Genomic DNA, 21,138 nt, shown 5'->3' on the forward strand with positions numbered 1-21,138 from the left:
GACTAGCAGAAGCTTGGCTCAAGCTTACAGACTTCAGAAATTCTAGCTGTTTCTATACAAAAAGATTGGCATAATTATCATGCCAACCTTTTCTTCTTTTTATTTATTATACTAAAAATCTAAGCCAATTTACTCCGTATCAGAGTTCGTTAAAATTTCCAATGTGTTGACTAATTCTTCTTTTCTGACTTCTAACATAGCGCCAGATTTTTTTATCTTGACTTCCACCACGCCGTCTACAGCTTTTTTACCAACTGTGATTCGGATAGGACAGCCAATTAAGTCTGAATCAGCGAATTTAACACCCGCCCGTTCATTTCGATCATCGACAAGCACTTCATAGCCAGCCTTGGACATAATCGCTTCGACCTCTTCAGAAAGACGCGTTTGGTAGTCATCACTGACGTTCATTTGAACAACATGGATATCAAATGGCGCAATCCCCTTAGGCCAATGAATTCCTTCTTCATCCGCATTTTGTTGGACGATAGCAGCTAATAGACGACTAATCCCAATGCCATAACAGCCCATTTTGATAAAAGTTTCCTGACCATTTTCATCCAGCACCGTCGCATCCATCGCTTGGCTATAACGTGTCCCTAGCTTAAAAATATGCCCAATCTCAATCCCTTTAGTAAATTCCAATACGCCATTACCCGAAGGACTAGGATCTCCTTCTTGGACAAAACGAATATCTTCAAACCATTCAGGGGAAAAGTCACGCCCGATATTCACATGATTGTAGTAATAGCCCGTTTCATTCGCCCCAACAATAAAATTGGCTAGATCTTGGATAAATAGATCAGCAACGATTTTGATTGTTTCCGGAACTTCGATAGGTCCGACTGATTCAAGCCCCGTTTGTAAATATTTTTCTGCTTCCTTTTCGGTTGCTTTTTCTAGTCGCTCGACCTGTAAGAGGTTTTTCAATTTAACTTCATTCACCTCATGATCCCCTCGAACAAGGGCTAGCACAGGTTGCTGGTCAGCCATGAATAAAACCGATTTGGCTATTCGCTGCTTGTCAACCTTGAAAAACTCTGCCACCTCTTCAACAGTATGCGCATCTGGTAAAGCGACTTTTTCTAGTTCCATCATCTTGGCGTGGGCTTTTTTCGGCGTGTACAGACTCGTTGCCATCTCTAAGTTAGCAGCATAATCAGTTTCTGTAGAGAAACAAATCGTATCTTCACCAACCTCGGAAATAGCCATAAATTCTTTTGAATCTTTGCCGCCCATTGCTCCGCCATCACCAATTACAGCTCTAAAATTCAAGCCAGCACGTATGAAAATTTCTTTATAGGCCTGCTCAAAGTCTCTGTAGACCTGATCAAGACTGTCTTCATCTGCATGAAATGAATAAGCATCCTTCATAATAAATTCTCTGGTTCTAAGCAAGCCAAAACGTGGCCGCTTCTCGTCTCTAAATTTCGTTTGTATTTGATACAGTGAGATAGGCAAGCGTTTGTACGAATTGATTTCGTCACCAATCAGTTTTGTAAATACTTCTTCATGTGTTGGCGCAAGCACTAATTCTCGCTGATTTCGATCTTCTACATGGTATAGATTGGCACCATATGTTTCATATCGTCCAGATTCTTGCCATAGCTCAGCTGGTAATAAAGCTGGCATCAACATCTCGATAGCATCTATTTTTGCTAATTCCTCTTGAACAATTGACTTCAGTTTTTCTAAAACGCGATTCGCTAATGGTAAATAAGAGTAAATTCCTGCTGAAACTTGGCGAATAAAACCACCGCGTAAGAGCATTTGTTGACTTAAATTCTCCGCATCACTAGGAACTTCCCGTAATGTTGGAATCAGCATCTTTGACTGTTTCATTCTTTTTCTCCTTTTATACACGTACACGCGTGTATCCCTGTTTATTAGTTCCCCCTAACAAACTTATACAACTATCTATACATCAAAAAAAGAAGCGCTGGATATCATTCCATGTTACAAGAACCATCAAGACCATCAGTAACCCAAAACCGATGAACGTCAAAATCCCTTCTTTTTCTTGACTCAACGGCTTGCCTCGTACGCCCTCAAGAACATTTAAGACTAATTTACCGCCATCTAAAGCTGGAATTGGTATTAAATTGATAATCCCCAGATTCATTGACAACATTGCCATCAAAGCAATGACCGTCGTCAGCCCTGCATCTGCTGCTTGTGAAGACATTTGGAACATCATCACCGGACCGCCTAATTTATTTAGACTAAAACCAGTAAAGAGCGAGCCTAAAGCTTTAAAAATTCTCAACGAACTATCAACGGCTTCGGTTACGCCACCAAAAATTTTATCTGTTAAACCCGTTTTCATCGGTACCGAAATATCAAGCTTTCCGACTGTTTGATTCCCAGATTTTTCAGCTCTAGGAGTCACCGTCATCTCAAGTGTTTGGCCGTTGCGATTCACTACAAAATCCAAATCCTTCTCAGGATTTTCTGAGACAGTCATCGCTAGGTCTTCCCATGTAGCAATCCTTTTGCCATCGATTGACACGACTTTATCGGCTGTTTGTAAGCCAGCTTTTTCAGCCACGCCATCTGCTATAACAGAGCCCAGCTGATTGGTGTCAGTGATCGGAGTGCCCCCACGCATAAAAGCTAATAGGACAAATAATAAAATAGCTAAGATGAAGTTATTCATTGGACCAGCAAAATTGGTTAGCATTCTTTGCCACAATTTTGCCGATTGAAATTGAACATCTGTCGGCGCAATGCGAATCTCTGTCCCATCTGCTTCAATGATAGTGGCATCATGTAAGACTGGGTAAGTGATTGCCTCAGACTCATCACCATTTACAAATCCCGTAATCGTTAATTCATCCTCTAAGTCGTGACGAACTAACTCCATCGGAATACTGTTTGTTAATTGAATCTTTTTGCTAGTATTAATTTTTGTGACTGCCCCATCGGCATTTAATTCGACTGAGAGCGGTAAGCCAGGTGGCAATTCAGCCTCTTCTTCCCCCATACCGGCCATGCGTACATAGCCACCAATCGGTAATAAGCGTAAGGTGTAAGTGGTCCCGTCTTTGGCTTGATGGGCAATTAATTTTGGCCCCATACCAATCGCAAATTCACGCACTAATATACCTGATCGTTTGGCGAAGAAGAAATGCCCAAATTCGTGGACAATCACTAATACACCAAAAACGATAATAAAGGTAATTATTGTCTTCATTTATTTTCCTTCCTTTTCTGTAAATATTATTTTTCAAAAATCATGACCTATGAAATGAATTATCTGAAAATTATTATATAAAACACCCCTCATTTTATCATAACTCACATAAAATCGCCAAATTGGCAATTCTACTAATATAAGTACACCAGTAGAATGCTATGCATAGAGCAATAATTGAACTGGAACATTGTTTATTCGAAAAAAGGGGGATGACAAGACTATTTGTCACTCCCCTTTTCCCCTATTTAAAATACGCCTAAAATATGCATCACTGGAAAAACAAATAATAAACTATCAAAGCGATCCAAAATTCCGCCATGACCTGGCAAGATATTTCCTGAATCTTTCACTCCATAATGCCGCTTGATGGAAGATTCGACTAAATCACCGAATTGACCAACAATCGAGAAAATCACCGTTAAGCCCAACATCACTACTGCACTATACGAAAAGAATTCAGCTCGCGGGTAAATGAATAAATAAATAGCTGCAACAACGACAGCACTAGCAATCCCACCTAATGCTCCTTCAATTGTTTTGTTCGGTGAAACTTCTGGCCAAAGCTTTCTCTGACCATATTTGCGCCCCACCATATAGGCGCCAATATCTGTTGCCCAGACAACAAATAATGCAAATAATAACACTTCTAGTCCGGCAATTCGAGCATTCACAAAGTTTTGGAAACCGACACCTACGTATAAACTGACAATCACTGGAAATCCAGCTTCATCTATCGAATAGGTATTTTTTGAGAAAACACAAATCCCTAAAGTAATCAGGACAATTAAGTAGTACAATAGAAAGCTATCCGTTTTTTCTGGTAAAAAAGGCAGTAAATCATTGACTGGTAAAACCAAAATAACTGCACCAACAGAAGCTAAGACTCCTTCTAAACTCGCAATAGTTAAGCCTTTCATTCGAAATAGCTCGTAGACCCCTACAACAGATAATACTGCAGCTGATAGCTGCAAAATTAAGCCGCCCACCCAAATAATGGGAATAAAGATAATCAGGGCAACAACCGCCGTAATCACTCGTTGTTTCACTATAGTTCCTCCTCTTAAATCGTCTCTTTTTATGTCGTCTCTTTCAATCCGCCAAAGCGACGATCTCTGTTTTGAAACGAAGCAATCGCTGCTTCCAGTAAATTTGGCGTAAAATCGGGCCACAAAGCTTGTGTGAAAAATAATTCACTATAAGCAATCTGCCACAATAAGAAATTACTAATTCGTTCCTCACCACTTGTCCGAATAACTAGTTCTGGATCCCTAAGATCCTTAGATAAAAAGTTCGTCATCAGATGGTCGGCAATCGTTTCTTCTGTAATTTCCGTTGATTGTAGCTGGTTGGTTTCAATTTCTTTGGCAATCTCTTGGACTGCCGTCACAATCTCAGCTCTACTGCCATAGTTCAGAGCAAAATTTAAGACCATTCCCGTATTATCTTTCGTCTGCTCAATCGCGTCTTTCACCGCTTTTTGAGTATGCTCAGGTAAAAGCTTCTTGTAGCCCATCACTTGAACTTTAACATTTTCCTCAATCAACTCTGGGACAAATACATCAAAAAAATCGACAGGAAGTTGCATCAAAAAATTGACTTCATCAGTCGGTCTTTTCCAATTTTCTGTAGAGAACGCATAGAGTGTTAATACTTTCACTCCAAGCTTTGATGCATGTTTGGTAATCCGCTTAACCGTTTCCATCCCTTCCTTATGCCCGGCAATTCTCGGAAGTCTACGATTTTGTGCCCAACGACCATTTCCATCCATAATCACAGCGATATGCTTAGGAATAGGACCCTTCTCGTCAAATAGAAATTCAGCTTCTTCTTGTACGTACTTATTCTTTTGCGGAAAAAAACGTAGCATTCTTTTTTCCTCCTCTTTCAAATTCAAGCTATCTAGAATATTATAGCAATAAGTTTTTTCATTTCCTATGTATTTTTGATTTTTTTTACGATTGTTTACCGCATCTTAAAGATTTTCTGCCAAATCCGCCTAAAAGTACCTCTTGTGATGTGCCTGATCTCTTCTATATCGCAAAAAAGCTATCGGAGAGAACATGCGTGAATGGGTTGACCGATTAATCGATATCCTATCCTTCACACTAATTCTCCGATAGCTCTTTTATCTTTTATCTATTTATTCGTTTCTTCTGCTGTGTTATTCGCTTCATCCGACGGTGCTTCTGGTGCTGAACCGTCATCCCCCATATCGCCTCCGGTAGCAACTGGCGGCGCAACAGGTTGAAGATTACCTTTACTGATTCCAATATAAATATGGGCATCAATTGGGATAAACTCGCTAAAGCGGCTCATCTCGACAACTGTTCCTTTACTCTCAGATGAATCAACATAATACACTTCGTAAGTCACATAAGCGCCTTTTGATTCAAACGCTTCATAGAAAGTCTTCTGCAAATCGCCTTCAACTGTCTGTCCGCGTAAATCATTCATGTAAGGTTGACCTTCTGAATATAATACTTTGACATTTGGCAAGACGTCTTCTTCGTTATATTCTTTACCCGCTTCCACAGACTGACTGATAAATCGGCCATAAGGGACATCCGGGGTAAAGACACTTCGAATCTGAGCTGTTATTTTCGTTTGTAGCTGACTCGCTTCCTCAACGGTATATTGAGAGTAATCAGGGACAACAATCGCTTGCCCTTTTGAAACTTTGATTTTAAACGTATCATTCTTAGCAATCTTGGTGCCTTTAGCTGTTTCTTGAGAAAGGACCTTCTCCATCTCGACCGTATCTGAAAATGCGGTCGCAGCTTCTAGCTTAACGCCATTTTTCGTCGCCCATTCTTGCACTTCTGCTTTATTTTTCCCTTTAAAGTCAGGAACCTCAATATTTTTTTCAAAAACTTCTTTTCCTTTTGAATAATAAACTTGTAGCTTATCTTTTCTAGCATACTCAGCAGGATCAAGGTCTTTATTAGAAAATTGAGATTTGATAAATACGCCATCCTCAATCTTATCATTATATTCTTCGATCAAAGTAACATTTTCTGCCTTATTCTCGGCAATCCAATCACGGGCCGCCTCGACTGAGAAATCTTTAAATTCAGGTAAAGCAATTTTTTGCTCAGGATCAGGACCTAAGCTCGCTGTAATCACTAGCTCATTACCCTTTTTGATCTTTTTATCTTTGGCAACACTCTGCTTAATAATCACATTTGGTTCTGCCTCAAAATCGTAGATTTGATCAACCTTCAGCTTCACATCATTCTCAGAAGTCCAGGTTCTCGCTTCCGACAGTTCCTTTTTAGCAAAATCAGGAACCTTCACATGCGTCACTTGGTAGTAAACGGTGAAGAGTATCGCGCAAACAACCACCACAATACCAGCAATAATCCCATATTTTTTAATTTGTTGCTTTTTATAGTCCGGATCTGTTTCGGTTTCTTCTTCCTGGAATCTGCGACGTGTTTGTTGTGCCTCTTCTTGTTGCTCCGCTGCTGATTGTACAGGATTCGTCGCTACATCTTCCTCTACCATTAAAGGTTCAACAAAAGGGACTGCAGATTCAGATTTTGGCTCTTCTTTTTTTGCTGATTTTTCTACTCTAGAAGTAGCCGTTTTCGTTACTTCATCAGGCTGAACTGTGCCTGACTGTGGTTCTTCGGGTGTCGTTTCTTCTGTTGAATCATCAGCTTTTTTCTTAGGATTCTTTGGTTCCCCACTATAATTACTGCTGGTGAAATTGGATAGAAAATCACTCATGTTTCAACACACCTTTATGCAGATAGTACGGTTCATCTGATTGTTTAGCAATCTCGTTGGAGTGGGTCACAACGATGACACATTTTCCGTGTTCTTTTGCTAAGCGTTTGAAAATATCAACAATTTCTTGTTCCATCTCTTCATCTAAGTTTCCTGTCGGTTCATCTGCTAGGATAATATCAACGTTGGTCGCCAAAGCACGGGCAATCGCCACACGCTGTTGTTCTCCCCCAGAAAGCTGATTTACCATTCGATCGGCTTTATTTTTGGTAATCCCGATATAATCTAATAAATTATAGGCCACTTCCCGATGATTCTCAGGTAATTCGTTCTCCGTAATTGACATCGCAACTAGGACATTTTCAAGAGCTGTAAGATAGGGAACCAAATTATAACTTTGGAAAATAATACTTATCTCATTACGACGAAACTTTTCATAGCCGATTTTTTTAATATCTTGACCATCCAATAAGATTTCTCCTTCTTTAGGTTCATCTAACGCGCTAATTAAAGAAAGAAAAGTTGTTTTTCCTGAGCCTGATTGACCTAAAATTGTGTAGAATTTCCCTTTTTCAAAAGAAATATTGGTATCTTTAAGGATGAATCGACGTTGGTCGCCATCCTGGTAAAAGTAACTTAAATTTTTCGTTTCTAACAGTGCCATGGGATTCCCTCCTTACATCATAATTTTCTTTGGATTTAAGCGTAAAATATACATTAATGGAATTAAAGCTGAGACAAGAACTGTCCCTAAACCAACAACTAGATAAGTCACAATATAGCCAACTGAGAAAGTCACTTTGTAGGCTGAGGTAACATCTGAAGTCGTCAGTTCACTTGAAACCAGACCATTATACATGTAATCCATCATATCATTTGGATTGGTTGGTGTCGCTAATAAATCGGATTGCATCAATGAATTAGACACAACATTTCCTAACAGGTTTCCTGTTACAAGCGAGCAAACTAATGCTAACGCACTGATAATCAATAATTCTACCATGATTTGACCCATGACTTTTCCACGTGTCTCACCGATAGACAGATAAATTCCTAGTTCATGCTTCCGATCTCTCATAAATAATAGCACGACAAGTCCAATAATTAATAACGCGGCAAGTACCGCAATGATGACAACATATTTAGAGATTTGATTCATTTTCTTCATGCTACCGCCCACCTGATCGTACTGATCTGCTGACGCTTGTACGATGTAGTAGTCTGGCAATAACGGTTCTGCTTCTTCTTTAAACGCTTCGGTATCTTCTGGACTTTTTAAAGTATAAGCAGGTGAAAAATACTCATAATTTTCGAAATCCTCTTCAGATGCTTCATATATTTCTTTTGCCGTCTGTTTATTGAATTCTTTCACTAATTCATTAGGTAGATAAATAGTATTTTCCAACTCTTCGGATTGCGACATTTGATTATAATAAGCATCCGTATTTTTCTTAGGTTCTTTCTCTGTTGTTACTGGTTCAAAGAAACCAATTACTTTTACTGGAAAATCAAATGATTTAATATCTTCAGGCTTGACCTCGATTTCGTTCCCGTTGTCATCATACTCTACGTTATCACTTTCAACCTTTATCACCCAATCGGCTCCGAGTGAGATATTATTCTGTTCGGCTAAACGTTTACCAATGATTACAACATTCTTGCCCTCTTTAACATCTTCGTCTGAAAAAACTTTCCCGCCAGCTAACTTAATTTTCTTTTGCTCAATATCCATTAATTTAGGGTAGTTCACGCCTTTAAGATTAAACCTAGGTGAACCGCCATAGCCGCTCATCATTCCACCTTCATCTTGTTCAAACGCAAATCTTTCCAACTTACTAGAAACAAATGAACTAAGCGAATTATAGTCAAAATATTTAACATAGGGTAACGCACCAATCTGTTGATAGGCTTTTAAGTCCGGCTCATCTGGGAAGATTTGCTCCTCCACTGGTGTTTCCTCATTATCTTTTTGGAACGTCGTATAATCAAACGAAATGGTCGCATTTGCCCCCAATTTGGCTTTGACATCCTTCTCAACGTTCGTCGTTGATTGCTGAATCGCGATAGCGCCCGCAATAACATTTCCTAACACAAATATGACTAAGAATAAAATAATAGATTTACCCTTTCTTCTTGTCACACTACTTACTGCTCTTTGCAAAAAATTCACTATTCCATCTCCTCTCAAAAAAACTGATGTTTTTAATATTATTCCATAGTTTAGGATTGAACACAACAGCGCTTTCAATAACCCTACGTTTAATGAAGCTTTTTTATAACAATATATATAATTGCTCTTTGTTTATATTATGTAAAAATACGAACCTTCTGGCTCATTTTATGATGTCAGAAGGTTCGTAGCTATTTTTCTTAAAAATTAATTAAGATAAAATTAAAACCTTAAAGATTATACTTCTAAAAGTTCTTTTTCTTTATCTGCTTGGATTTTTTCAATTTCTTTGACGCTGTTGTCTGTCACTGTTTGCATTTCTTTTTCAAGTGAACGTAATTCATCTTCAGTAATTTCACTATTTTTTTGTTGTTTTTTGTAGTCATCTAGCGCATCACGACGAATATTACGTACAGCAACTTTGGCGTTTTCCGCTTCTTTTTTCACATCTTTAGCTAACTCTTTACGACGTTCTTCTGTCAATTGAGGAATCACTAAACGAACTACATTTCCGTCATTCGTTGGGCTGATTCCGATATCACTCGTCATAATTGCTTTTTCGATATCTTGAATTGAGTTTTTGTCAAATGGTGTAATCATCAAAACACGTGCTTCTGGGATGTTAATAGAAGCTAATTGATTTAACGGTGTTGGCGCGCCATAATATTCAACCATGATTCGGTCAAGAAGACTCGCATTCGCACGTCCAGCACGAATTTGACCCAATTCTCTTTGTAGATTTTGTTCCGCTTTTTGCATTTTTTCTTTTGCATTTTGCATAATTGCATCTGCCATTTTTTATTTCCCCCTTACAGTAGTTCCAATATTTTCACCAAGAATTGCTCGGCGAATGTTTCCATGTTCATTTAAGTTAAAGACAACTAAAGGAATATCATTATCCATACTTAGTGAGCTTGCTGTCGAATCCATGACTTGTAATCCTTTAGCAATCACTTCCATATGCGTTAATTCTTCAAATTTTGTCGCTGTTTTATCTAATTTTGGATCCGCTGAGTAAACCCCATCAACGTTGTTCTTAGCCATTAAAATAACATCAGCACCGATTTCTGCTGCACGTAGCGCAGCCGTTGTATCAGTAGAAAAATACGGATTACCCGTTCCGCCGGCAAAAATTACAATCCGACCTTTTTCTAAATGACGCTCTGCTTTACGACGGATATAAGGTTCAGCAATTTGACGCATATCGATTGATGTTTGAACGCGTGTTGGTACGCCAACATTTTCTAGGGTATCTTGTAAAGCTAAAGCATTCATAACTGTCGCTAACATCCCCATATAATCTGCTTGCGCACGTTCCATACCCATTTGTGCACCAATTTGTCCACGCCAAATGTTTCCTCCACCGACAACGATGGCCATTTCAACACCAAGCTCATGTACTTCTTTAATTTCTTGGATGATTTCTTTAATGACTGGCGGTTTGATACCAAAACCATCATTACCTGCTAATGCTTCACCACTTAATTTTAATACGACACGTTGATATTTAGGTTTCACCATTTCAATTCCTCCATTACTGTCTCTCACTATTTTAGCATACTCTCTAGGTTGTGGACACTGCCCATTTGCCAGATTTCGCTTGTTTTTTACGAATTTGCCTAAAAAAATTGAGTGGGAAAAAACTTAAAAAGTTTTTTCCTACTCACCTATAGTCCGCATAAACGGCTGGATTAGAAGTAACTCCCCAGGAACCTAAGTCAAAATCCACTAAAATTTGAAGAACAATTTTTGTGAATTTCGCCTTACGTCCTCAGAGTTGAACGCTTCTGTCTTAGCCTCTTTATTAGCAGATTATTTTTTCACTTGACTCATAACTTCTTCAGCAAAGTTATCTTCACGTTTTTCAATTCCTTCGCCGACTTCAAAACGAACGAAAGATTTAACAACTGCGCCTTTAGAAGCAACATATTTTTCAACAGTCATGTCTGGATCTTTAACGAATGGTTGGTCAACCAAAGCAATCTCAGCTTTGAATTTGTTTAAGCGACCAATAACCATTTTTTCAACGATATTGGCAGGTTTGCCTTCATTAAGAGCTTGTTCAGTTAAAACAGTTTTTTCATGATCTAATTCTTCTTGAGGAATTTGTGTTTCGTCTAGGTAACGAGGATTAATCGCTGCAATATGCATAGATACATCACGTGCTACAGACTCGTCAGTTGTTCCTTCAATAACGCTTAATACAGCAATACGTCCACCCATGTGTAGGTAGCCGCCGAATGCAGCGTTGTCAGATTTTTCAGCAACCGCAAAACGACGGAAATTGATTTTTTCACCAATAACTTGTGTTGCTTCAACGATATCTGATTCGATTGTTCCTTTAACAGTTTTGATTTTCATTGCTTCTTCGATATCAGCAGGTTTGTTTTCTGCTACTAATTCAGCAATTTCTTTTACTAAATCTTGGAACATTTCGTTTTTAGAAACGAAGTCAGTTTCTGAGTTAATTTCAACGATTGCTGCAGAGTTGCCTTTAACAGCAACAGAAGCTAATCCTTCAGCCGCAATACGGTCATTTTTCTTAGCTGCTTTAGCCATACCTTTTTCACGTAATAAATCAACCGCTTTTTCGATATCGCCTTCTACTTCTACTAACGCTCTTTTCGCGTCCATCATACCGACACCAGTCATGTCGCGTAATTCTTTTACTAATTTAGCTGTTACGTCTGCCATTTATTATTTCCTCCTAAAGATGTGTTTTCGTTTTAAAAAAGCTGTTTCAAAGGAGATGAGGCGTGGCGCCTAGCCTTTGAAACAGCTCCGGATTTCAAGATTATTCAGCTGATTCAGTAGAAGCATTGTCGCCTTCTACAACATCAACGATTTCTTCGATTGAAGTTGCAGTTTCAGCAGTTTCTGCTACAAATGTTTCTTCAACTACTTGGTCTTCCCCTTGGTTACCTTCGATAAATGCATCAGCCATTTTTGAAGTAATCAATTTAACGGCACGGATTGCATCGTCATTTGAAGGAATTACTACATCGATTTCGTCTGGATCACAGTTAGTATCAACCATAGCAACGATTGGGATGTTTAATTTGTGTGCTTCTTGAACGGCAATACGTTCTTTACGAGGGTCAACGATGTACATTACATCTGGAATTCTAGGCATATCAGCGATACCACCCAAGAATTTTTCAAGACGTTCACGTTGTTTGTTTAAACCAACAACCTCTTTTTTAGGAAGAACGTCAAAAGTTCCGTCAGCTTCCATAGCATTGATTTGTTTTAAGCGGCTAATACGTTTTTGGATAGTATCCCAGTTAGTTAAAGTTCCACCTAACCAACGGTGATTTACATAGTATTGACCTGAACGAATTGCTTCGTCTTTAATTGCTTCTTGCGCTTGTTTTTTTGTTCCTACGAACAAAGCAACGCCGCCTTCTTCAGCAACTTCTTTCATGTAGTTATAAGCGTTATCTACTAATTTAACTGTTTTTTGTAAGTCAATAATGTAGATTCCGTTTCTTTCTGTGAAGATATATTTCTTCATTTTTGGGTTCCAGCGACGAGTTTGGTGACCAAAGTGTACGCCGGCTTCTAGCAATTGTTTCATTGAGATTACTGCCATTTTTGTTTCCTCCAATTGGTTTTGTATTTTCCCCTCTCAAATTCAACTGTGTGAAGAACTCTTAAGTTAAGAGCACCGCTCCACGCATCCTCTGAGATGTGGTATTTGATGTATCAAGGTTCTCCCTGAGACACCTCTAGTATTATACAATAGGTGAAAAGGGAAAGCAACTGCAAATCCATAGAATTTTTATGATTCATCGATCAACAACCCTCGTCTAAAGTTACTAACAAATTTTGACAAACTATATAACAGACTGTAATTCGTGCAGATATTCAGCCATATCTAATCTTATAGATGAATAAATGATGCCCGTAAACTGTTAATTGACTTACTCACAACGTTCAAAGGAAGAGCGATTCTAGCCGGTTAAAAGATCCTCAAAAATAAAAAAACTATGCATATTTTCTACAAAAAATAAGCATTTATAGTACACTACAACTATCAATATGCTTAGGAGTTAGTGATGAATAAAAGAAATTTCGATATTGATGCGCTAAAAGGTGTTGGTATTTTTCTAGTTGTATTAGGACATATACCTGACCTATCAGGTGAAATTTACAAGTACATTTATTCTTTTCATATGCCATTATTCTTGTTTTGTTCAGGCTATTTGTTATATGGAAAAAGTACGGTAGATTTAAAAAAATATTCACTCGCATCATTCAAAAAAATAATGATCCCCTTTTACATGGCTTATACTATTTCCTATATAGTAACTATTTATTTTAGTGAAGAGAAAAGGTCTCTGGCTTTTTTTCTAGAATTTTTAAAAGGCGGCTTATTAGGTTCTCATTGGATGCAAGTCAATAATTTTGCGTTATGGTATCTACCAATGTTCTTAATTTCCAGTATAATTTTTAGATATGTCTGTACAAAGGGCGACAAAATGGTTCTTTTCGTAGGTATTATGGGGTTTTTACTTTCTCCAATCGTGTATAATTTATTAACAAATCCTGACGAAAAGGTGTTATGGAGCGCGAATGTTATCTTTCCTGCTTTATTTTTTATGATGGTAGGCTATTTTTTTAATAAATACACTATATTCAATAAAATAATGAATCCTAAAGCAACCTTGCCTATGATTGTATCAGGTGGTTTAGGCTTGTACTTAGCCTTTAAATACCCGAGCGAAATATTATACGTTGAAAATTATTGGTATTTAATTTGCGCAGTTCTTTCTTTACTATTTTTTATTTGGATCGTTTTAGGAAATAAAAATAAACCTATTTTATACTTAGGAAAGAATTCTATGAATATCTTAAGCTATCATCTAATAATAATATATATCTTCGAGTCAACTCATTTAAATCAACTCTATATAAATTTAGGGGTAACAGAGATTATTTATGGGTTAGCGCTGACCGTAACGATTATTTTCATTTCATTAATTCCAACATTCATAAAAAATAAAGTCTCTAGAGAAGCTTTGAAATAATAAAAACTCCACTCATTAATTTTGAGTGGAGTTTTGCTTTATGATAGATGATACCGAATGCTATTACCAAGCGATAGTTAATTTTTTGTACTTGTATTCAGACTGTTAATAGCTTTCCTCTTTCGATTCTTCTCTACCATAAAGCCAAAGATTGTTTTCTAGTTGGTTTCGGATATACCTGATCAATCGCTTCTAACTCATCTCTCGTCAAAATAATTTCAGCAGCTTTGACATTAGCCAAAACATGTTGTGGATTCCCTGATTGCGGAATTGCAATCGTCTCTCCATCTCTAATGCACCAAGCTAATAAAAGTTGAAAGACGTCACATTGGTGGTTCGCAGCTATTTCATTCAATAATTTATTTTCTGTAAAATTAGCCCCTAGCTTATCGCCTTTGGCAACTGGCGCATAGGCAATCAAAGGGATCTTTCGTTCGCGCATAAAAGGCCGTAAATCATATTCAATACCGCGGTCGCCTAAATTGTAACGCACTTGGTTAGAGGTACACTGCTCGCCGCCTTTGGCTTGCAAAACTACGTTCAATTCAGCCGTATCCAGATTAGAAACGCCCCATGACTTTATTTTCCCTTTTAAACGTTCTTGTTCTAAAGCTTCGACCGTCTCTTCCAGTGGCACACTGCCTTGCCAATGTAATAAATAATGATCCAAGTAATCGGTCTTTAATCGGCGCAGGCTGCCATCTAAGCTCGTCACTAATTTCTTTTTCGAGGCATTTTCTGGCAAAACTTTTGAGATTATAAATAAATCCTCCCTATTATATGGAGCAATCGCCTCAGCAACCGCTCGTTCTGAAGCACCATTGCCATACATTTCAGCCGTATCAATCACTTCTACTCCGTGTTCAATCCCTGTTCTCAATGCCTGTATTTCTGTTTCTCTAATTTGTGTCTTGTCGCCAAAGGTCCAGGTTCCAAAACCAATTGGGCACACTGCTTGATCGGCAATTCTAACTTTCTTCATCTAGTCCACTCCTCTCAACTCGTTACTACGTTTCTGAACGCTTCATCTAAACCTCTATCAACGAATTTTATCAAATCACGACCGCTCTCATCAATACCAGTCATGTTTTTCCGCGCGTTCTAGTGCATCTATTTGAGCCATCTCTTCCTTCGTTAATTCGAAATCAAAAATCGCTAAGTTTTCCGAAATATGGGCAGGATTGCTCGACCCTGGAATCGCCACGACGCCATTTTGCAAATGCCATCGCAAAATAATCTGCGCGGAAGAACGCTGATGCTTATCGGCAATCTTCGCAATAATGGGATCTTCAAACAATTCTTTTGTATGCCCACGCCCACCAAGCGGATACCAACCCTCCATCACAATCCCTTTTTTAGTAAAGAAATCCAAGACTTCTTTTTCTTGGTAATACGGATGGACCTCATTTTGAATCAACGCTGGCATGATTGTGACGTGTGGCAGAAAATCAGTCAATTCTTCGATATAATAATTAGACAAGCCAATCGAACGGACTTTGCCATCCTTAACCGCCTGCTCCATCGCCTGATAGGCTTCAACATCATGCTCACCAGGATGATGCAATAGGAGCAAATCAAGATAATCGACCTCAAAAGCCGCTAACGCTTCGTCAATCGCTTCTGCTGCTTTCGAATATTGATTCATGTACAACTTAGACGCTAAGAAAATCTCCTCACGGGGAACGCCAGACTGCCTGATTCCTTCGCCAACCTCTGCTTCATTGCCATAAATTTTAGCTGTATCAATTTTCCGATAACCATTCCTTAACGCATATTCGACCGAATTAACAGCTGTTTCGTCTAATTGGCTATACATACCCAAACCAACTATCGGCATCTCATAGCCGCTATTCAACATGACGGACTGCTTGTCGAAATTAAAAACTACTTCATGTCCCACTCCTGAAATATTTTTATCTGTCTGCTGACTTTGTTCTTCTATAGTAGTACTCGGTTGGCCAGTCGTTTCATTTCCTTCATTTGACTGATTAATTGTTGGATTCGCTTGATTACAGCCAGCACTAACTAGCCCTATCACGATAATCCCCATCAGCAATATGTATTTTTTCATTCTTACGCTCCTTTTTAAATAATTCATTTCCCCGATACTATCAATTGTTTTCGTGTACTTATTCGTAACTCCTATCTGTATAGAAAGATAACCAAACTTCATATCTTAGCGACAGTTATGCTTGATAGCTATACAAAAACAATGCTAAACTAAACAAAAAAAGGAGGGTCTACATGGATATTCGTGTGCTCAATTATTTTCTAACGGTTGCCAGAGAAGGAAGCATGACTGGTGCTTCCCGTTTACTACATGTCTCACAGCCAACTTTATCCAAACAAATTAAAGATTTAGAAATTGAACTAGGCAAAAAGCTATTTATTCGAACCAATCATCGCATCAAATTAACCGATGAAGGACTGCTCTTAAAAAAACGAGCGGAAGACATCGTCGATATGTTCGAGAAAACTAAAAACGAGTTTATGACCCTCGATGATATTTCAGGCGGTGACATCTATATCGGTGCAGCCGAAACGGACGCCTTCAAATTCTTCGCACGGACTGCCGTTGATTTACGTCAGCAATACCCTTCGATGCGTTATCACTTATTTAGCGGTAACTCCTTTGAAGTGACCGAACGTTTAGACCGTGGCTTGGATGATTTTGGTATCGTCGTCGACCCGGTTGATCTGTCTAACTACCATTATTTGAGTCTGCCCGATAAAAATACTTGGGGTGTTGTCATGCGCGCTGACAGCCCATTAGCTGAGAAAGACGCCATTACAATTGATGATTTATTAGACCTACCACTCATTGTCTCACGCCAAGCCAATCAACAAAAATTATCCACGGATGCCTTTACACAATGGTTCGGTAACACCTTTGAAAAATTAAACATCGTCGCCACCTATTCTCTGGCCTTCAATTCATTTATCATGGTACGAGAAGGCTTTGGTTATGCCTTAGCTTTTGATGGCCTCGTCAATTCGACATTAGAAAACGGCTTAGTCTTCCGACCTTTAAAGCCTAACATAGAATCTGGTCTGTATATCATTTGGAAAAAGCATCAAGTCTTTTCTCCCTCAGCTGAGATTTTTTTAGAAGCCATCAAGGAAAAACTCGACACACTTTAATAGAACCCGTAGTAAGAATGGCGTGTCCAAATCGCTCAACATTCTTATTACGGGTTTTACTCATGCTTTATTTTTATACGGATTGCGTGGTTGGACGAATAATCATATTGCTCACAGACATTCTTTCTGGTGTATCGATTGCAAAAACAACCGCTTCGGCAATGTCTTCCGATGTCAAACCTGATTCCATTTGACTCTGATGCAACGCTTCGGCCACTTCTTTATCCGATATTGTTGTATACAATTCAGTTGCTACAGCTCCTGGCGAAATAATCGTCGACTTGATCAGGTCTTCGCGATGCTCTTGACGCAAGCCTTCCATAATTGCTCGGACCGCGTATTTAGTTCCACAATAAACAGCTGAATCAGGATACACCACATGTCCAGCCACCGAATCTGTCGCAATGATGTGCCCTGATTTTTGTTGAATCATCACTGGTAAAACAGCTGAAATCCCATTCAGCACGCCCATCACATTAATATTGAGCATCGCTTGCCATTCATCTCTTCGACCTTCACTTAACGGCGCCAGCGGCATAATTCCAGCGTTATTATACAACACATCGATTCGGCCAAATTTTTCCATCGCCAAATCAATCACTTGCTGCACCTCATCATACTTAGTCACGTCCGCCACTTGATAATAAATTTCAGCCTGCGGATAGCTTTCCTTGATTGCCTTTAAGCGTTCCTCACGTCTGGCAGCAATCACCAATTTCGCTCCTCTTTCAGCTAATAAACGAGCGGTAGCTTCGCCAATCCCACTTGATGCTCCCATGATGATAATGACTTTTTCTTTCAGTGTACGCATTCCGATTCCTCCTATTTCTATTTCCAAATAAATCGCATGAAGCGAATAAGTAACATCCCTCTAGTTCATGACAATTATCATTTCATAACCAATCACTTGCTACCTTAAATTTTAGTTGGCTAGTCGGAGAATGTCTAATACTTATGATTCATAGCCAGTTATGCTTTTTAGTTATAGCTAAACGACTCGTCCAAACGAATCACAAGGAGGCCCATAAGTTATCAATCAAATTCCTGTATACTGATAAAATAAACAGCTGCATCTATAGCGAAACAAGTATTTATCCTATTTTCCAAGAAATAATTAATTTTTATTCATCTGACTGTGTTTTTCTCCTTTTATTCGTTATAATATGGAAAATACTATTCATAAAGGAGTACATGCATCTATGCGTAAGGCAGACCGTCATTTACTAATCAAACAAATAATCACTAGCCATTCTATCCGCACGCAAGAGGATCTCTTACAGCAACTAAAAAATCAAGGCGTGACCGCTACACAAGCCACAATCTCTCGGGATATTCGCGACCTACAAATAGTAAAAACAACTGATGAAGAAGGCTTACCTATCTTCCAAATTTTCCAGGGCACCACGTATAACGAAAATGAAAAAGTTGAAGAGGAAGAACGCCTCATCCAAATGATTAAAGATATCGTGACCAAAGTCCAACGGGTACATTTTCTTACCATCGTTAGCACTTTACCTGACAACGCCCATTTGCTTGCTTCCATCATCGATGAATTAAAACCACCTTATGTCGTCAGCACCATTGCCGGCTTCGATACGGTCGTTATCATCTCAGGTTCCGATGAAGAAGCCGAAAAAATGGAAGCTTATTTTACAGAGCACTCCTTGTAAACTAGTTATTTTAATTTTTAAAAATACCAAAATAAGCCAGAAATTTACGAAAGTTTAGTCTCAAACTTTCGTAAACTCTGGCTTATTTTTTTAGCTATCTCATATAATCAATTCTTGATTACATCTTGTTAGGAGCTTGCACGCCTAATAGACGTAAATCTTCTTTTAATAGAATCGCAACAGCGTGTACCAAGGCTAAGCGAGCTTCTTTTTGCTCATCGTCCACCAAAATTTTAGTGTGAGCATAGTATTTATTGAAAGCTTGTGCTAACTTAATGGCATGCTTCGCAATCACTGATGGTTCATATTTTTCAGCTGCTAACAAAATCGTTTCCGGGTATTTTTGAATCAACTTAATGATTTCCCAGCTTTCTTCATCATTCAATTGAAGATTCTTCGCAGCATTTTCTTCATAGCCCGCTTTTTGCAGAATACTCATGGCACGCGCGTGGGTATATTGCACGTAAGGACCTGTTTCCCCTTCAAAACGAACAACTTCTTCCAACGTAAAGTCGAAATTATTCAAGCGATCATTCTTCAAATCATGGAACACAACCGCTCCGACACCGACTTGCTTAGCAACTTCTTCTTTATTTTCCAAATCAGGATTTTTCTCACTAATTTGTTCTCTCGCAGAATCAATCGCTTCATTTAAAACTTCTTCTAACAACACAATTTTCCCTTTACGCGTTGATAATTTCTTACCACCCTGCGTAATCAAACCAAATGGAACGTGCGTCATTTCGTCTTGCCAATCGAAGCCCATTTCTTTTAGAACAGCTTTCAATTGTTTGAAATGATAGCTTTGCTCATTCCCCACAACATAAATTGATTTCGCAAAATCATAGGTCCGTTTACGATATAAAGCAGCCGCTAAATCACGCGTAATATAAAGAGTTGCCCCATCAGATTTGCGAATTAAAGCAGGATTTAAATCATAAGCACTTAAATCAACGATTTCAGCCCCTTCGCTCTCTGACAATAAATGCTTTTCTTCTAACATATCAGTAATTTCTGACATTTTATCGTTATAAAAAGCCTCACCATTTAGCGAATCGAAGCTCACGCCCAACATATCATAAATTTTGTTAAATTCCTTCAGTGACTCTTCGCGGAACCATTGCCATAGACCGATAGCTTCTTGGTCATCCTCTTCCAAACGTTTAAACCAAGCGCGCGCCTCGTCATTTAATTCAGTTTCTGTTTCAGCAACCTCATGGAATTCGACATACAAACGCAATAATTCAGTAATTGGATTTTCTTTGACCGCAGCTTCAGAACCCCATTTTTTGTAAGCTACAATTAATTTACCAAACTGTGTACCCCAGTCACCTAAGTGATTGATGCGAACCGGTTCGTAGCCAATTTTTTCTAAAATAAAACCGATTGAGTTCCCAATAACAGTCGAACGTAAATGGCCCATTGAGATGGGTTTCGCAATATTTGGTGAAGATAAATCAATCGGCACTTTGCCGTGATTGCCAACTGTGCTATCCCCAAAATGACTCTTTTGTTCCATAACCGTTTGTAAAACATTAGCACTAATCATGCCTTTACTCATGAAGAAGTTCAAATATGGACCCACTACTTCAATTTTTTCAAAGTTTGCGCCATCGATTTTCCCTGCCAAATCAGCCGCAATTTGTTGCGGTGCTTTCCGATAGACTTTCGCTAATGAGAAAGCTGGAAAGGCCACATCGCCATGGTCGGTAGACTTCGGATTTTCTAATAATTGTTGAACCTGTTCCAATGATAAATCATCTTTTACTACATCAAAGATCGCTTTAGCCACGATTTCTTTGTTATTCATACTGTATTTCCCCCTATTTTATCTAGATGCTTTTTTAATTTTTTTTAGATTCAGTGTATAAAAAAAGTCCCTAATGACACTGCCTATGCTGCATCATTAGAGACGAGATTCCCCGCGGTACCACTCTACTTGTCCAATCGGACCTTCTTAAATCTGATAACGGTAGATAGCCGTTTGCGCTTGGCAAATTCTCACAAGTGCGCTTCCCAAATAGTTTCCCTTTTCGGCTTTCACCTTCCCGAAATCGCTAGCAGAAAAAACTAAGGTACTCTCTTGATCATCAAAAAATTATATGAAACTGCAACTGATTATAGCAGATTTTCACGCGTTAATCTAGATTAAACCAACAGTTTTCTGAAAAACTTAGCTAAAAATAGCGATTTTTTTCAAAA

General features: G+C 38.6%; 18 protein-coding genes and 1 other annotated feature. Of the genes, 3 read left to right on the forward strand and 15 right to left on the reverse strand.

The features are described 5' to 3' along the window. Nucleotides 1–129 precede the first annotated feature (129 nt). The 11 genes from BAU15_RS09625 to rpsB all read right to left on the reverse strand — a co-directional run bounded on the left by BAU15_RS09625 (nucleotide 130) and on the right by rpsB (nucleotide 12,687). Nucleotides 130–1,842: a proline--tRNA ligase gene (locus tag BAU15_RS09625; RefSeq protein WP_161842543.1), complete on the reverse strand. Its 1,713-nt coding sequence runs from the start codon at nucleotides 1,840–1,842 to the stop codon at nucleotides 130–132. 82 nt (nucleotides 1,843–1,924) lie between these two features. Then, the gene (rseP, locus tag BAU15_RS09630; protein WP_161842544.1) at nucleotides 1,925–3,193 is read right to left on the reverse strand and encodes an RIP metalloprotease RseP; all 1,269 of its coding nucleotides are present in this window, start codon (nucleotides 3,191–3,193) and stop codon (nucleotides 1,925–1,927) included. Nucleotides 3,194–3,441: 248 nt separating this feature from the next. Further along, nucleotides 3,442–4,242: a phosphatidate cytidylyltransferase gene (locus tag BAU15_RS09635; RefSeq protein WP_161842545.1), complete on the reverse strand. Its 801-nt coding sequence runs from the start codon at nucleotides 4,240–4,242 to the stop codon at nucleotides 3,442–3,444. Between the two features lie 29 nt (nucleotides 4,243–4,271). After that, nucleotides 4,272–5,063, reverse strand: coding sequence for an isoprenyl transferase (locus BAU15_RS09640; RefSeq protein ID WP_161842546.1), 792 nt, complete (start codon nucleotides 5,061–5,063; stop codon nucleotides 4,272–4,274). Nucleotides 5,064–5,332: 269 nt separating this feature from the next. Continuing rightward, nucleotides 5,333–6,925, reverse strand: a complete 1,593-nt coding sequence (locus tag BAU15_RS09645) for a PASTA domain-containing protein (protein ID WP_161842547.1) — start codon at nucleotides 6,923–6,925, stop codon at nucleotides 5,333–5,335. Then, on the reverse strand, nucleotides 6,918–7,589 hold the full coding sequence (locus tag BAU15_RS09650; protein ID WP_161842548.1) for an ABC transporter ATP-binding protein: 672 nt from the start codon (nucleotides 7,587–7,589) through the stop codon (nucleotides 6,918–6,920). Before BAU15_RS09650 ends, BAU15_RS09645 begins: the two co-directional genes overlap by 8 nt. A gap of 12 nt (nucleotides 7,590–7,601) precedes the next feature. Then, nucleotides 7,602–9,095, reverse strand: a complete 1,494-nt coding sequence (locus BAU15_RS09655; RefSeq protein WP_161842549.1) for an ABC transporter permease — start codon at nucleotides 9,093–9,095, stop codon at nucleotides 7,602–7,604. A 237-nt stretch (nucleotides 9,096–9,332) separates the two neighbouring features. After that, on the reverse strand, nucleotides 9,333–9,890 hold the full coding sequence (gene frr / locus BAU15_RS09660; protein ID WP_161842550.1) for a ribosome recycling factor: 558 nt from the start codon (nucleotides 9,888–9,890) through the stop codon (nucleotides 9,333–9,335). Nucleotides 9,891–9,893: 3 nt separating this feature from the next. After that, the gene (gene pyrH, locus BAU15_RS09665) at nucleotides 9,894–10,616 is read right to left on the reverse strand and encodes a UMP kinase (protein WP_161842551.1); all 723 of its coding nucleotides are present in this window, start codon (nucleotides 10,614–10,616) and stop codon (nucleotides 9,894–9,896) included. Nucleotides 10,617–10,907: 291 nt separating this feature from the next. Further along, nucleotides 10,908–11,789 carry a translation elongation factor Ts gene (gene tsf / locus BAU15_RS09670; protein WP_161842552.1) on the reverse strand — a complete coding sequence of 294 codons (882 nt, stop codon included), beginning with the start codon at nucleotides 11,787–11,789 and terminating at the stop codon, nucleotides 10,908–10,910. A 100-nt stretch (nucleotides 11,790–11,889) separates the two neighbouring features. After that, nucleotides 11,890–12,687 (reverse strand): 30S ribosomal protein S2, encoded by a 798-nt coding sequence (gene rpsB, locus BAU15_RS09675; protein WP_161842553.1) that lies wholly within the window; start codon nucleotides 12,685–12,687, stop codon nucleotides 11,890–11,892. 466 nt (nucleotides 12,688–13,153) lie between these two features. Here rpsB and BAU15_RS09680 point away from each other — a divergent pair, with 466 nt between their 5' ends. Further along, complete coding sequence (locus tag BAU15_RS09680; RefSeq protein WP_161842554.1) at nucleotides 13,154–14,125, forward strand: acyltransferase family protein; 972 nt, start codon at nucleotides 13,154–13,156, stop codon at nucleotides 14,123–14,125. 133 nt (nucleotides 14,126–14,258) lie between these two features. Here BAU15_RS09680 and BAU15_RS09685 read toward each other — a convergent pair whose 3' ends face one another. Together BAU15_RS09685 and BAU15_RS09690 are read right to left on the reverse strand one after the other, a co-directional pair. Beyond that, on the reverse strand, nucleotides 14,259–15,107 hold the full coding sequence (locus BAU15_RS09685) for an aldo/keto reductase (RefSeq protein WP_161842555.1): 849 nt from the start codon (nucleotides 15,105–15,107) through the stop codon (nucleotides 14,259–14,261). Between the two features lie 90 nt (nucleotides 15,108–15,197). Further along, nucleotides 15,198–16,196, reverse strand: coding sequence for an aldo/keto reductase family protein (locus tag BAU15_RS09690; protein ID WP_202622731.1), 999 nt, complete (start codon nucleotides 16,194–16,196; stop codon nucleotides 15,198–15,200). A 173-nt stretch (nucleotides 16,197–16,369) separates the two neighbouring features. On the opposite strand from BAU15_RS09690, the gene BAU15_RS09695 reads away from it, so the two are divergent. After that, nucleotides 16,370–17,266 carry a LysR family transcriptional regulator gene (locus BAU15_RS09695; protein ID WP_161842557.1) on the forward strand — a complete coding sequence of 299 codons (897 nt, stop codon included), beginning with the start codon at nucleotides 16,370–16,372 and terminating at the stop codon, nucleotides 17,264–17,266. A 73-nt stretch (nucleotides 17,267–17,339) separates the two neighbouring features. Here BAU15_RS09695 and BAU15_RS09700 read toward each other — a convergent pair whose 3' ends face one another. Continuing rightward, the gene (locus BAU15_RS09700) at nucleotides 17,340–18,077 is read right to left on the reverse strand and encodes an SDR family oxidoreductase (protein WP_161842558.1); all 738 of its coding nucleotides are present in this window, start codon (nucleotides 18,075–18,077) and stop codon (nucleotides 17,340–17,342) included. A gap of 388 nt (nucleotides 18,078–18,465) precedes the next feature. Here BAU15_RS09700 and BAU15_RS09705 point away from each other — a divergent pair, with 388 nt between their 5' ends. Beyond that, a complete protein-coding gene (locus BAU15_RS09705) occupies nucleotides 18,466–18,936 on the forward strand; it encodes an arginine repressor (RefSeq protein WP_161842559.1) in 471 nt (156 codons plus the stop codon). Between the two features lie 118 nt (nucleotides 18,937–19,054). Here BAU15_RS09705 and argS read toward each other — a convergent pair whose 3' ends face one another. After that, nucleotides 19,055–20,746: an arginine--tRNA ligase gene (gene argS / locus BAU15_RS09710; protein ID WP_161842560.1), complete on the reverse strand. Its 1,692-nt coding sequence runs from the start codon at nucleotides 20,744–20,746 to the stop codon at nucleotides 19,055–19,057. A gap of 95 nt (nucleotides 20,747–20,841) precedes the next feature. Continuing rightward, nucleotides 20,842–21,036 (reverse strand) — a binding site (T-box leader). Between the last annotated feature and the right edge of the window lie 102 nt (nucleotides 21,037–21,138).

It is taken from the genome of Candidatus Enterococcus huntleyi (assembly GCF_009933175.1).
In the GTDB taxonomy this organism is placed as follows: domain Bacteria; phylum Bacillota; class Bacilli; order Lactobacillales; family Enterococcaceae; genus Enterococcus_K; species Enterococcus_K huntleyi.

What these genes read in the sequence shown, in the direction of transcription:
- BAU15_RS09685 (WP_161842555.1), bottom strand. Translation starts at nt 15,107, where the DNA reads ATGAAGAAAGTTAGAATTGCCGATCAAGCAGTGTGCCCAATTGGTTTT.
- rseP (WP_161842544.1), bottom strand. Translation starts at nt 3,193, where the DNA reads ATGAAGACAATAATTACCTTTATTATCGTTTTTGGTGTATTAGTGATT.
- pyrH (WP_161842551.1), bottom strand. Translation starts at nt 10,616, where the DNA reads ATGGTGAAACCTAAATATCAACGTGTCGTATTAAAATTAAGTGGTGAA.
- rpsB (WP_161842553.1), bottom strand. Translation starts at nt 12,687, where the DNA reads ATGGCAGTAATCTCAATGAAACAATTGCTAGAAGCCGGCGTACACTTT.
- BAU15_RS09645 (WP_161842547.1), bottom strand. Translation starts at nt 6,925, where the DNA reads ATGAGTGATTTTCTATCCAATTTCACCAGCAGTAATTATAGTGGGGAA.
- frr (WP_161842550.1), bottom strand. Translation starts at nt 9,890, where the DNA reads ATGGCAGATGCAATTATGCAAAATGCAAAAGAAAAAATGCAAAAAGCG.
- BAU15_RS09650 (WP_161842548.1), bottom strand. Translation starts at nt 7,589, where the DNA reads ATGGCACTGTTAGAAACGAAAAATTTAAGTTACTTTTACCAGGATGGC.
- BAU15_RS09700 (WP_161842558.1), bottom strand. Translation starts at nt 18,077, where the DNA reads ATGCGTACACTGAAAGAAAAAGTCATTATCATCATGGGAGCATCAAGT.
- BAU15_RS09690 (WP_202622731.1), bottom strand. Translation starts at nt 16,196, where the DNA reads ATGAAAAAATACATATTGCTGATGGGGATTATCGTGATAGGGCTAGTT.
- BAU15_RS09695 (WP_161842557.1), top strand. Translation starts at nt 16,370, where the DNA reads ATGGATATTCGTGTGCTCAATTATTTTCTAACGGTTGCCAGAGAAGGA.
- BAU15_RS09625 (WP_161842543.1), bottom strand. Translation starts at nt 1,842, where the DNA reads ATGAAACAGTCAAAGATGCTGATTCCAACATTACGGGAAGTTCCTAGT.
- argS (WP_161842560.1), bottom strand. Translation starts at nt 20,746, where the DNA reads ATGAATAACAAAGAAATCGTGGCTAAAGCGATCTTTGATGTAGTAAAA.
- tsf (WP_161842552.1), bottom strand. Translation starts at nt 11,789, where the DNA reads ATGGCAGACGTAACAGCTAAATTAGTAAAAGAATTACGCGACATGACT.
- BAU15_RS09680 (WP_161842554.1), top strand. Translation starts at nt 13,154, where the DNA reads ATGAATAAAAGAAATTTCGATATTGATGCGCTAAAAGGTGTTGGTATT.
- BAU15_RS09640 (WP_161842546.1), bottom strand. Translation starts at nt 5,063, where the DNA reads ATGCTACGTTTTTTTCCGCAAAAGAATAAGTACGTACAAGAAGAAGCT.
- BAU15_RS09705 (WP_161842559.1), top strand. Translation starts at nt 18,466, where the DNA reads ATGCGTAAGGCAGACCGTCATTTACTAATCAAACAAATAATCACTAGC.